This window comes from Blastococcus sp. SYSU DS1021, assembly GCF_054050995.1.
The window spans coordinates 51,434-63,820 of record NZ_JBJHAL010000004.1; the positions used below are offsets into that span (position 1 = coordinate 51,434).

Genomic DNA, 12,387 nt, shown 5'->3' on the forward strand with positions numbered 1-12,387 from the left:
CTCGTCCTCAGAACGGCGGTGGCGATGTCGCCGCCACCAGGCCGCTCGGTGTGGTGACCGTCAGGGTGCCGTCCGGTGCGAGCTCGTGCTGCCACCCGGGGGCCTGGTGCTTGCCGCGGTGGTGCGACGTGCAGTAACCGACGAGGTTGGTCGCCGCGGTGGGTCCGTCGGGGTACGGGCGGTCGTGGTCGAGCTCGCCGCCGCGCGGGACCGGCCGACGGCAGCCGGGGAAGCGGCAGCGCCGGTCGCGGGCGCGGAGGAAACGGTCGAGCGCGGTGCCCGGCCGGTAGCCGTCGGTGGGTGACGGTGGGCCGAGCCCGGGCCGACCGGTCAGGTCGTGATCGCACCCGGTCGGCTCGCGGCGGCAGGCGGCGTCCCCGCAGACGGCCAGCCGGCAGAGCTCCGGCACATCGGTGAGCGCCAGCAGGGCCCCGGTGAGCTCGTCCACCACGGCGATGCGCGGCCGGTCGGCGAGGCCTCCACCTCCGGTGCGGTGCAGCAGGCCGGCCAGGGCCACGCGCTGCTGCTGGGCCGCCGCGGTCAACGCGGTGATCGCATCGGGTGCCTCGGACGCCCGGCCCTCGGGGCCGGCCTGCCACGCCTCCTCGTCGTCCGCGTCGGCGAGCCGCGCGGCCGCGACCGCACGCTGCGCCCGCCCGACGGCGCGCTCCAGGTCGAGCAGCGCCGCGCCTGCGACATCGACGGCACGATCGGCCGCCGCCCACGTGCCGACGGCAGGCTGAGGATGTACCTCGGACCCGGGACCGTCGTCGGCCGGTGAGGTGGAGCGGGCGCGCGCACCGTCGCCGGGCGCGGGTCCGTCGGACCACCATGCGTCGAGGGGCGGTGCCGCACCGGCCCGCGGCGGGTCGAACACGCCCATGTCCACCGGTGAGGGCATGCGGTGGAAGCGGGCCTGCTCGGCCCAGTAGCGTTCCATCTCCGCCTCCGGCGGCTCCTCCGCACCGCCCCACTCAGCGAGGACGAGCGCCTCGGAGGCTGCCCACCAGTCGGCGAAGGCCTCCTCCTCCGTGGGCCAGGCGGCGCGTGCCGGGGTGGGTGGCGCGACGGACGGAGCAACGACCGGTGCGGCTTCCTCCCCAGCGGCGTCGGGGAGCAGCCCCAGGGCACGGGCGAGCGCCCGCACCATCTCCGCCGGGACCACCTGCCCGGAGATCTCGCCCGGCTCGTCGCCGCCCAGCAGGGTGCGCACCCCGGCGACCACGGTCAGCTGCGCGGTCACCGGCGGCATCTCGTGCTCCCCGGGCCGCAGGACGAGGTCGAGCAGGCAGTCGGCCATCTTCTGCCCACGGGTGCGCTGGTCATCGGGGCCGGTGTCGAGGGCGTCGGCGTACCGACCCAGGGCGTCCAGCAGCGCCTGGGCCTCGGGCACCGTGAGCAGCGCGCTCAGCACCGCCGTCCCGTCCGCAGTGCCCGGCCGCACGGAGACGCCGCGGTCGCGCAGCGCTCGGGCCAGCCGTCCGGCCGCGTCGCGCGCATCGCGCCGGAGGACCACACGCCGCGCCTTGTCACCCAGCTGCGCCGGGTGGTGGTGGTCCGCCGGCCGACCCAGGCGAGCAGTTCGGCCTCCACCTCGGCGCGGACCTTCGGGTCCGCGATCGGCGCGACGGTGCCGAGCATCGGCCACAGGTGCCCGTCGTGCAGCGTGCCCGACTCGAGGGCCGCCAGCGTTCCGCGCAGCCGGTGCACGAGCGTCAAGGACCGGGTGAGCAGCGCCTCAGCCGACTGCAAGGTCCGGGACAGGGCGACGGCGAGTTCCTGGGTGGCCCACTCGCTGACGTCGGCGAGCACCTCCGGCCGGGAGGCCCGGCGATCGGCACTCATGGCACCGGGCTCGCCCGGCTGCCGGTCCACGGACGCCGGACGGGCCGCCGCGAACTCGGCCACCGCCCGGGCGCGCAGCGCGGTCTGCCGGGCGATCTGCCGGTCGGCGGCCTGCACCGCGCCGAGCGGCCCGGTCGCCCAGCCGACCGCAGGCGCACCCGGTGGGGCACTGGTCATCGTCCCGGCGTCTGGCATGCTTCGAACATACGTTCGACCACCGACAATTCCGCGCGACCGCTCCTGCGTCAGAGCCGCGCACCTCGAGCCACAGGGCCCGCTCTCGAGCGTGCAGCAGCCCGGCAGGACACCCGGTTGTCATCTGCACCGGGTTTGCCACGCCGACCGGCGGGGGCACCGGCGGGCCATGGACGCGGACATCACGCTGCGGGTCGACGGCGAGACCCGCCGGCTGACCGTCGACACCCGCACCTCCCTGCTCGACGCGCTGCGCGAGCGGCTGGGCAACACCAGCCCGAAGAAGGGCTGCGACCACGGACAGTGCGGGGCCTGCACGATCCTGCTCGACGGGCAGCGGGCGCTCTCCTGCCTCGCGCTCGCGGTCGCGCACGACGGCGCGGAGATCACCACCGCCGACGGGTTGGCCCGCGACGGCGAGCTGCACCCGGTGCAACGGGCCTTCCTGGAGCGGGACGCCTTTCAGTGCGGCTACTGCACCCCGGGCCAGGTCTGCTCGGCGGTCGGCGTCATCGAGGAATTCGAGAAGGGCTGGCCCAGCCACGTCACCGAGGACCTCACCAGCGAGCCGGAGATGACGCACGACGAGGTCGCCGAGCGGATGAGCGGCAACCTGTGCCGCTGCGCCGCCTACGTGAACATCACGCCCGCCGTCCAGGAAGCGGCTGGCCGGTGAAGCCGTTCACCTTCGCGAAGCCCGGCGACGTCGCCGAGGCGGTCCGCGACGTCGCCGCCGAGCCGAACGCCGTCTTCCTCGCCGGCGGCACCAACCTGGTCGACCACCTGCGCCTCGGCGTCGCCCGGCCCGACCTGGTCGTCGACGTCCGCACCCTGACCTCCCGCGAGATCACCGACCTCGACGACGGCGGGCTGCGCCTCGGCGCCGCCAGCACCAACAGCGAGGTCGCCGCCGACGGCCGGGTCCGGGAGCGCTACCCGGTGCTCGCCCAGGCCCTGCTGGCCGGTGCCACCGGGCAGCTGCGGAACATGGCGACCACCGGGGGCAACCCGCTGCAGCGCACCCGCTGCCCGTACTTCCAGGACGTCACGACGCCCTGCAACAAGCGCGAGCCAGGTACCGGCTGCTCCGCGGTCGGCGGCTACGTGCGCTACCACGCGATCCTCGGGACGCCGGGTGCGCTGCCGGATCCGACCGCCCCCGAGACCTGCATCGCCACCCACCCCTCCGACATGGCCGTCGCGCTCGCCGCGCTCGACGCGCGGGTGCACACCCTCGGCCCGGCCGGCGTCCGCACCATCCCGTTCACGGACCTGCACCGGCTCCCCGGCGACGACCCGTCGCGGGACACGGTGCTGGAGCACGGCGAGCTGATCACCGCGATCGACCTGCCGCCGCTGTCGGCGGGGACGCGGAGCGCCTACCGGAAGGTGCGCGACCGGGCCTCGTACGCCTTCGCGCTCGTGAGCGTCGCGGCCGTGGTGCACGACGGCGACGTCCGCATCGCGCTCGGCGGGGTGGCGCACAAGCCGTGGCGGGCGTCCCGCGCCGAGGAGATCCTGCGCGGGCAGCCGCTCACCGACGACGCCGTCCGGGCCGCGATGGACGCCGAACTCGCGGCCGCCCAGCCGCAGCCCGGCGTCGAGGGCGGCAACGGCTTCAAGATCCCGCTCGTCACCCGCACCGTCGCCGCCACCCTGCGCACGCTGACCGAGGAGCAGTCATGACCGACCTGCTGGAGCCGCGCGCGATCGGGCAGGGGCTGGTCCGGCGCGACGGCGAGGCCAAGGTGCGGGGCACCGCGACCTACGCCGTCGAGACGCCGGTGGAGAACCCCGCCTACTGCCACCCGGTGCAGGCGACCGTCGCCCGCGGCCGCGTGACCGCCATGGACACCACGGCGGCCGCGGCCCTCGACGGGGTGCTGCGGATCCTCACCCCGTTCGACGCCGAGCGGCTGGCGAGCACCGAGGACGCCGAGTACGCCGTCCTGCAGAGCGACGAGGTGGCCTTCCGCGGGCAGCCGCTCGGGGTGGTGGTCGCGGAGACCTCCGAGGTCGCCCGGCAGGCCGCCGACGCGATCCGCGTGACCTACGACGAGCAGCCGCACGACGCCGAGCTCGCCGTCGACCGGGACGACCTCTACAAGCCGGAGAAGGTCAACGCCGGCCACGAGACCGACACCGCGGAGGGCGACGTCGCCGCGGCGATGGCCACCGCGGAGGTGACGCTGGAGCGCACCTACTCGACGGCGATGTACCACAACAACCCCCTGGAGCCGCATGCGACGACGGCGCTGTGGGACGCCGAGGCGCAGTTCCTGACCCTGTGGGACTCCACCCAGGGCGTGCACCCCGACCGCGCCGCGGTCTGCGAGGTGTTCGGCCTGGAGCAGGAGCAGGTGCGGGTGGTCTGCCCGTACGTGGGCGGCGGGTTCGGCTCCAAGGGGCAGCCGCACGCCAACGTCATGCTCGCGACGATGGCCGCCCGCGCGCTGCCCGGCCGGCCGGTGAAGCTCGCGCTCACCCGGCAGCAGATGTTCTTCCTGGCCGGTTACCGCACGCCGACGATCCAGCAGATGCAGCTGGCCGCCGACCGCCGCGGCCGGCTCCAGGCGATCGCGATCGACGTCGTCGAGCAGACCTCGCGGATCAAGGAGTTCGCGGAGCAGACCGGCGTCCCCGCCCGGATGATGTACGCCTCACCCAGCCGGCGGAGCACCCACCGGCTGGCCGCCCTCGACGTCCCGGTGCCCTCCTGGATGCGCGCGCCCGGAGAGTGCCCGGGCATGTTCGGCCCCGAGGTCGCCATGGACGAGCTGGCCGAGGAGCTGGGCATCGACCCGATCGAGCTGCGGATCCGCAACGAGCCCGAGGTCGACCCGGAGACGGGCAAGCCCTGGTCGAGCCGCAACCTGGTGCGCTGCCTGCGCGAGGGGGCCGAGCGCTTCGGCTGGGCCGACCGCCCGCGCGGACGGCGGGAGGGGAACTGGCTCGTCGGGTACGGGGTCGCGTCCTCGGTCTACCCGACGATGCGCCAGGCCACCTCGACGGCGAACCTGCGCTTCGAGGGCGGCCGCTACATCGCCGAGATCGGCGCCGCCGATCTCGGGACCGGGGCCTGGACGATCCTGCCGCAGATCACCGCCGACGCCCTCGGGGTGGACGTCGCCGACGTCGAGGTGCGGATCGGCGACACCCGCTACCCGGTCGCGTCGGTGGCCGGGGGTTCCTCGGGGACGAACACCTGGGGCTCGGCGCTCGTGGTGGCCGCGCGCGCGTTCCGCGACAAGTTCGGCGGGGCGCCGGCGGACGGCGACGAGGTCTCCGGCGACGTCGACCAGGCCGCCAAGGACGACGCGCACGCCCCCTACGCGTTCGGCGCCCAGTTCGTGGAGGCGCGGGTGGACGTCGACACCGGCGAGATCCGGGTGCCGCGCATGCTCGGCGTCTTCGGCGTCGGCCGGGTGATCAACCCGACCACCGCCCGCTCGCAGCTCATCGGCGGGATGACGATGGGGCTGTCGATGGCGCTGCACGAGAACAGCGTCTGGGACTCCCGGATCGGGCAGGTGGCCAACCACGACCTGGCCGAGTACCACATCACCGTCAACGCCGACGTCGGCGAGATCGAGGCGGTGTGGCTCGACGAGCACGACCCCTACGTCAACGTGATGGGCGCCAAGGGGATCGGTGAGATCGGTATCACCGGAGCGGCGGCGGCGGTCGTCAACGCCGTGCACGCGGCGACCGGCGTGCGGGTGCGGGACCTCCCGGTGACGCTCGACAAGGTCCTCGCGGGGCTGCCCTGACCCCTGCGTCGGGCGGGACCGGCGTGACGTGACGAGTCGGTCCGGCACGCCGGTGATCCGCGCCATACCGTCGTGACGCCGGACGTGAACGCGCTGGTCAGCGACTCGTCCGGGCTTTCCCATACGTCGCGGCGGCGGTGGCGCGCGGGAGGACCCCGTTGGGCGTGTTGCCCCGCCGCCGATCAGAATGGGCCCCGACATGGCGACTGCAGCAGCAGCGGCGGCCCGGGCCCCGCAGACGACCAGCCGACCGCTCCGGGCATGGCAGCAGGCCGCCCTCAGCCAGTACGAGGAGGCCTCCCCCAAGGACTTCCTCGTCACCGCTACGCCGGGCGCCGGCAAGACGACCTTCGCCCTGACCCTGGCGGCGCGGCTGCTGTCCCGGCGCGAGGTCGCCCGCGTCGTCGTCGTCGCCCCCACCGACCACCTGCGCCTGCAGTGGGCCGAGGCCGCCGACGCGATGGGCATCGTCCTCGACCCGAACCTGACCAACGCCGTCGGCCCGGTGCGCGCCGGCACCCAGGGCTACGTCACCACCTACGCGCAGGTCGCGGGCAAGCCGATGCTGCACGCCGCCCGCGCCACCGCGGTCAAGTCGCTGGTCATCCTCGACGAGGTGCACCACGCCGGTGACGGCCTCTCCTGGGGCGAGGCGGTCGAGGAGGCCTACGGCATGGCCGCCCGCCGGCTGTGCCTGACCGGGACGCCGTTCCGCACCAAGCCCGACGAGCGCATCCCCTTCGTCCGCTACGAGGAGGACACCTTCGAGGGCGAGGCGGGCGGTCTGGTCAGCCGCGCCGACTACACCTACGGCTACAAGGAGGCGCTGGCCGACAACGTCGTCCGCCCCGTCGTCTTCGCCGCCTACACCGGCACCTCGCGCTGGCGGAACTCCGCCGGCGAGGTGGTCGCCGCCTCGCTCTCCGAGGCCGGCACCAAGTCGGTGGAGATGCAGGCCTGGCGCACCGCGCTGGACCCCAAGGGCCAGTGGGTGCCGCACGTCATCGCCGCGATGGACGACCGGATCACCCACCTGCGCGAGGAGGGCGGCATGCCCGACGCCGCCGGGCTGATCCTCGCCAGCGACCAGGACGACGCCCGCGACTACGCCAAGATCGTGCGCCGCGTGACCGGCAAGGCGCCGGAGCTGATCCTGTCGGACGACCCGAAGGCGTCGAAGAAGATCGAGAAGTTCGCCACCGGGACGGCGCGGATCGCCGTCTGCGTGCGGATGATCTCCGAGGGCGTCGACGTCCCGCGCGCCGCCGTCCTGGCCTGGATGACCTCCTACCGGACGCCGCTGTTCTTCGCCCAGGCCGTCGGCCGCGTCGTCCGCTCCCGCTCGCCGCACGAGTCGGCGACCGTCTTCCTCCCCGCCGTCCGCCCGCTGCTGTCGCTGGCCGCCTCCATGGAGGAGCAGCGCAACCACGTCATGCCGCCGCCCCGGAGCCAGCCGGACGAGGAGCTCGAGGCGCTCGACCTGCCGCCGCGGGAGCCGCGCGAGGGCGAGATGAAGCAGTGGGAGGCGCTCGAGGCCGACGCCCGCTTCGCCCACGTCCTGCACGGTGGGACGGCGCACACCGGTGCGGGGGGCCCGGCGACCGTCGTCGCCCCCGAGGAGGAGGACTTCCTCGGCATCCCCGGGCTGCTCACCCCCGAGCAGACGGCGTCGCTGCTGGCCAAGCGGGACGACGAGCTGCGGCTGCGCATCGCGGCGAGCCACCGGAACGACGCCGACGACTTCATGGTCGTCGAGGACCACCCCGACGAGGACGACGCCGGCCGCTCGTGGCGCGACGCCGCCGAGCTGCGCCGGGAGATCAACAAGCTGGTCAACCGCGTCGCCGCACGGACCTCGCAGCCGCAGGCCGTGGTGCACACCCAGCTGCGCCAGCAGGTGCCCGGGCCGCCGTCGGCGTCGGCGTCGGTCGACGTGCTCCGCGCCCGCCGCGAGCGCCTGCGCACGATGCTCTGACGCGGACCGCTCAGCTCTCGACCGGGGGCACGTCCGTCCGGACGAGCCGGAGGCGCTCCGGCGGGATCACGCCTGGGAAGTACTCGTATCCCTCCCCCGAGGTCAGCAGGTCCGCGGGGTCGACGTCCTCCACGGCCCAGACGTCGACCGGACCGCCGGTGTTGTTCATGGCGACGAAGTAGTCCGCCGTCCACTCGTCGGGGGCGAGGAAGCAGCCTTCCTGCTCCGGCACCGGGCTGCCCGCGATCCCCGGGGTATCGCCCATCCGCCGCCAGTCCAGGCCGTGGGCCTGGATCGACGCCCGGTTCCGCGACGAGGTGACGTGGAACATCACCCGTCGACCAGGAGACCGCGGGCCGCGGCGATCGCGACCGCTTCGGTGCGGCCGCCCGCGCCGAGCTTGGCCAGGATGTTGCTGACGTGCACGCTCGCGGTCTTCTCGCTGATGTAGAGCTCCGCACCGATCTGCCGGTTGGTGCGCCCCTTCGCCAGCAGCGCGAGCACCGACTGCTCACGCGGGGTGAGCACCGTGGAGACGTCCACCAGCCGGACGCCGGGGACGTCGAGCCGGCCCCGCCGGACCAGCGCCTCGACCGCCGTGCGCAGCGGCGCGGCACCCAGCCGGACGGCGACCTCGTGCGCGGCGCGCGCCTCGACGGCGGCCCCGCCCCGGTCGTCGGTGGCCAGCAGCGCCTCGGCCAGCCGCCACCGCGACCTCGCCTCCTCGTACACGTGCCCGTAGCCGAACGCCTCGACCGCCGCCTGCCACAGCTCCGGCGCGGCCTTCCCCGCCAGCCGCGCCTGCTCCGCGTGCGCCCGCGCCTGCCAGGCCAGGCCCTCGACGCCCATCCCGCCCACCGAGCGCTCGAACACCTCGACCGCCGAGCGGGCGATCCCCACCAGCTCCTCACCGCGGCGCACCCAGCCGTCGGCGGTGGCGTGATCCCCCGCCAGGCCGGCCGCGCAGGCCGCGTCGGCGGCCGCACCCAGCGCGGTGGCGACCAGCCGCAGCACCCCGAGGTGGTCGAACGGCCACACCTGCCGCAGCCGGGCGCTGGTGGCCACGGCGACGGCGACGGCGGTCTCCGGGTCGCCCGCCCAGCCGGCCAGGTCGATCTCGGCCGCCCCCGTGACCAGCGAGAGCAGGAAGTGGGTGTTCGACCGCTCGACCAGCGACCGTGCCCACGCCAGCCGGTCCCGTGCCGCCGGGTCGCCCCGGCCGACCAGCACGAGCAGCGCGGCGGCACGCACGTGCGCCGCCATCTCCGGCACCCGGGCGAGCAGGTCGGCCTCGGCCAGGCTGGCGTCCCACTCCCCCGCCGTGTAGAGCGCCGTCACCCGCAGGTGCCGCAGCCCGGCCGGGTAGGTGGCCCACTCGACGCCCAGCCCCCGGGCCCGCTCGGTCGCCTGCTCGGTCAGCGCCAGCGAGCCCGCCACGTCGCCGGCCTCGAACCGGTCGATGGCGAGGTTGAACCAGGCCCGCATCTCCACGTCCACGTCACCGGAGCGCCGGGCACGCTCCAGCGCCTCGTCCAGGCGACGCCGCACCGCCTCGACGTCCGCGGCCGGGCGTGAGCGCACCTGCGAGACGGCGGTGTCCGACCACGCACTGTCCAGCCCCAGGACGTCGGCCGCCGCGAGCGCCTCCTCCGCGGCCGCGTCGCCCTCGGCGAGCAGGTTCAGGGCGAAGCACATCCGCGCATGCGTGGCCGCCGCCCAGGTGCGCACCTCCGACGGCGGGTCGGCCGGCACCAGGGCCATGGCGGCGCTGCTCTCCCGGTGCCCGCCGGTGTGGTCGTCGAGCCGGACCAGTGCCTGCGCGAGCGTGTAGTGCAGGCGGGCCCGCGTCACCGGGTCGCCGTCGGGCCCCACCAGTTCCAGCGCCGCGCGGAGCAGCGCCACCGCGCGGTGCAGCTCGCCCGCGGTGCGGGCGGCGGCGGCCGTCTCCACCAGCAGCGCCACCTGGTCGCGGCCGGCCCGCGCCGCCGCGTCGGCGACCGCCGGCCACAGGGCGAGCGCCGCCTCCAGGTGCTGCAGCTGCTCGGCCGGGGCGCCCACGCAGCAGGCGGCGACGGCGGCCTCCAGCGAGGCGCTGAACGCACCCGGCAGGTCGTTGCTCTCCCGCGCGTGGTGGGCGCGCTCGGCGGCGGTGCCGGCGTCGGGGTGGGCGCCCAGGTAGCCGGCGATCGCCGCGTGCAGCCGCACCCGCTCCCCCGGCAGGAGGTCGGCCAGCACGGCCTCGCGCAGCAGCGCGTGCCGGAAGCGGTAGCGGCCGTCGTCGGAGACGACGAGGAGGTGGTGGTGCACGACCTCGGCGAGCGCCCGGTCGAGCTCGTCGGGCGCCAGCTCGCCGATCGCGGCGACCAGTTCGTGGCGCACCTGGCGCCCGGCGACCGCGGCCACCCGCAGCACCCGCTGCGCCGCCGGGGAGCGCTGCTCGACCCGGGCCAGCAGCACGTCGGCCAGCGCCAACGGCAGCGCCTCGCCCTGCAGGCCCGCGGCGAGCAGCTCCTCGGCGTAGAAGGCGTTGCCCTCGGCCCGGGCGACGACGTCGTCCACGGTGCTCTCCGCGATACCGCCGGTCGCCCCCGCGAGCGTGCGCACCAGCTCCCCCACCGCGCCGTCCGGGAGCGGCGCCAGGTCGATGCGCTCCACACCGGGCAGCCGCACCAGCTCGGCGAGCAGGGGCCGCAGTGGGTGGCGGCGGTGCAGGTCGTCGGCGCGGTAGGAGACGACGACGGCGATCGGCTCCTCGACCAGCCGGGCCAGCAGGTAGCGCAGCAGGTCGCGGCTGGAGCGGTCGGCCCAGTGCACGTCCTCGAGCACGAGGAGCAGCGGGCCGGTGGTGGCGACCTCGCACAGCAGCCCGGCGACCGACTCGAACAGCTGCAGCCGCCCGTCGTCGACCGGCTGGGGCGCGGCCCGGTGCGGCAGCGGGCGGCCGAGGTCCTGCCCCTCGCCGGGCGGCGGCACCGGCACCGGGGCGCCCGGCCGACCCGAGACCAGGCCGGTGAGGACCGGGTTGTGCCGGGTCGCGGGAGCGAGCTCCGGGTCGGCCGCGAGCGGGCGCAGCAGGTCGACGAACGGCAGGTAGGGCAGGCCGACGTCGCCGAGGTCGACGCAGTGCCCCGTGAGCACCCGCAGCCCGCGCTCGGCCGCCCGCCGGCCCAGCTCGTCGAGCAGCCGGGTCTTGCCCACGCCGGCGTCGCCGGCGAGCAGCGCTGCGCACGCCCGGCCGGCGACGGCCCGTTCGACGTGCGCGAGCAGGCGGGCGAGCTCCTCGGCCCGGCCCACCAGCGGGGCGTCGTCCCAACGTGACACGGCTGGCATCGTGGCACGCGGGGACGACAGGACTCCCCCGGATCCGCTCCGACCGGCTGCGCTCAGCGCGAACGCCGCCGGCGGCGCATCCACGGACCGCGCCCGGTGCGGGCGCCACGGCTGAGCGCCTGGAGCACCTCCCGGCGGTAGGCGAGCTCCGCGTCCAGGCCTGGGTTCGGGTAGTGCATGGTCATGGCCGTTCCTTCCTCGTCCGTGCTGACGGGAGGAACGGTCGTGCTGAGGGGTGCTGCGCGGCATCGGTCGGCCGGGCAGTCCCACGGCGCCGGGCGGGGCTGAGGCCCCCTCACGACGATCGGCCCCACCCTGAGGTGGGGCCGATCGGGGATGAGGTCCGGACCGGATGACGGCCGCCTCGCGGCGAAAAGCACAACACGGCTCCAGGCCCCCGACCGAGGTCGGGGCGGTAGTCCGTGAAGGCGTAACCAAATGGCACCCGGGGGCACGATGCACCCGGCCCGGACGTCTTCGAGGCTACCCGCGCTCCCCGGCGCGACACCCGCCCGGCGGCATTTTTCAGTTGAAGCCGCGCTCGTCCTGCTTCAGCGCCGTGTCGACGGTGAGCGCCGAGGCGATGACCATGCTGGCCAGCGGCTCGGGCAACCGGTAGTGCACCAGGACGACGTAGCGGTCGGCCGTGGTGAACATGGTCCGGGCCAGCCCCTCCCACTTCTTCGTGATCCGCGCGACCTCGGCGCCGGCGGCGTCGGTGACGGCGAAGTCCCAGGCGCGCCAGTTCTCCGCCTGGATCGCGCCCACGAGCTGCCCGCCGGCCACCAGGTCGAAGCGGATCCGGCCGAAGACGTTGGCCTGCACGATCTCGCCGACGGGCGTCCCGTCGGGCCGCTCCACGACCACCCGCGAGCGCATGAGCTTCGCCGGTCGGGTGAGCACCAGCACCGGCCCGCGCGCGTCGCGCACCTCCAGCCGGTGGGTGAGGAACTGGTCGAGGCTGGAGACCAGCCGCACCGCCTTCTTCAGCGAGCTCTGCCCCACCTGCACGACGGCGCCGATCTGCTGACCATTGCCGTCGAGGACGGCGTACTCGTTGGTGAGCTCGATCAGCTTGGTCTTCTGGTTCACCAGCAGGACCGGCTGGTCGTACAGCGAGGGGCCTGCTCCCGGTGGCTGCTGCGGCGGAGGCGACGGCGTGGCCTGCTGGACGTGCTCGGACCAGCCCTGGCCGTCCCACCAGCGGGTGCCCGGGCCGCCGGCGGGATCGGGGTACCAGCCGGGCGGCGGCGGGGGTTGGCTCACGGCGGT

General features: G+C 75.2%; 10 protein-coding genes. 4 read left to right on the plus strand and 6 right to left on the minus strand.

The features are described 5' to 3' along the window. Nucleotides 1-7: 7 nt before the first annotated feature. A complete protein-coding gene (locus ACI8AP_RS04175; protein ID WP_456588074.1) occupies nucleotides 8-1,414 on the minus strand; it encodes a hypothetical protein in 1,407 nt (468 codons plus the stop codon). Next, entirely contained in the window at nucleotides 1,408-2,040 is a 633-nt protein-coding gene (locus ACI8AP_RS04180) for a hypothetical protein (RefSeq protein WP_456588075.1), read from the minus strand. Before ACI8AP_RS04180 ends, ACI8AP_RS04175 begins: the two co-directional genes overlap by 7 nt. 169 nt (nucleotides 2,041-2,209) lie before the next feature. Between ACI8AP_RS04180 and ACI8AP_RS04185 the strand changes: the two genes are divergently transcribed. The 4 genes from ACI8AP_RS04185 (at nucleotide 2,210) to ACI8AP_RS04200 (ending at nucleotide 7,785) form a co-directional block, all read left to right on the plus strand. Then, nucleotides 2,210-2,716, plus strand: a complete 507-nt coding sequence (locus ACI8AP_RS04185) for a 2Fe-2S iron-sulfur cluster-binding protein (protein ID WP_456588076.1) — start codon at nucleotides 2,210-2,212, stop codon at nucleotides 2,714-2,716. Further along, nucleotides 2,713-3,726, plus strand: coding sequence for an FAD binding domain-containing protein (locus ACI8AP_RS04190; RefSeq protein ID WP_456588077.1), 1,014 nt, complete (start codon nucleotides 2,713-2,715; stop codon nucleotides 3,724-3,726). Before ACI8AP_RS04185 ends, ACI8AP_RS04190 begins: the two co-directional genes overlap by 4 nt. Then, entirely contained in the window at nucleotides 3,723-5,810 is a 2,088-nt protein-coding gene (locus tag ACI8AP_RS04195) for a xanthine dehydrogenase family protein molybdopterin-binding subunit (RefSeq protein ID WP_456588078.1), read from the plus strand. Before ACI8AP_RS04190 ends, ACI8AP_RS04195 begins: the two co-directional genes overlap by 4 nt. A gap of 199 nt (nucleotides 5,811-6,009) precedes the next feature. Beyond that, entirely contained in the window at nucleotides 6,010-7,785 is a 1,776-nt protein-coding gene (locus ACI8AP_RS04200; RefSeq protein WP_456588079.1) for a DEAD/DEAH box helicase, read from the plus strand. A 10-nt stretch (nucleotides 7,786-7,795) separates the two neighbouring features. Here the strand turns inward: ACI8AP_RS04200 and ACI8AP_RS04205 are convergent, their stop codons facing one another. The 4 genes from ACI8AP_RS04205 to ACI8AP_RS04220 all read right to left on the minus strand — a co-directional run bounded on the left by ACI8AP_RS04205 (nucleotide 7,796) and on the right by ACI8AP_RS04220 (nucleotide 12,381). Beyond that, nucleotides 7,796-8,119, minus strand: coding sequence for a hypothetical protein (locus tag ACI8AP_RS04205; RefSeq protein ID WP_456588080.1), 324 nt, complete (start codon nucleotides 8,117-8,119; stop codon nucleotides 7,796-7,798). After that, nucleotides 8,116-11,115 carry a helix-turn-helix transcriptional regulator gene (locus tag ACI8AP_RS04210; protein WP_456588081.1) on the minus strand — a complete coding sequence of 1,000 codons (3,000 nt, stop codon included), beginning with the start codon at nucleotides 11,113-11,115 and terminating at the stop codon, nucleotides 8,116-8,118. The genes ACI8AP_RS04205 and ACI8AP_RS04210 overlap by 4 nt, the downstream gene beginning before the upstream one ends. A gap of 53 nt (nucleotides 11,116-11,168) precedes the next feature. After that, entirely contained in the window at nucleotides 11,169-11,300 is a 132-nt protein-coding gene (locus ACI8AP_RS04215; protein WP_456588082.1) for a hypothetical protein, read from the minus strand. 340 nt (nucleotides 11,301-11,640) lie between these two features. Next, a complete protein-coding gene (locus ACI8AP_RS04220) occupies nucleotides 11,641-12,381 on the minus strand; it encodes a phospholipid scramblase-related protein (RefSeq protein WP_456588083.1) in 741 nt (246 codons plus the stop codon). Nucleotides 12,382-12,387: the final 6 nt, after the last annotated feature.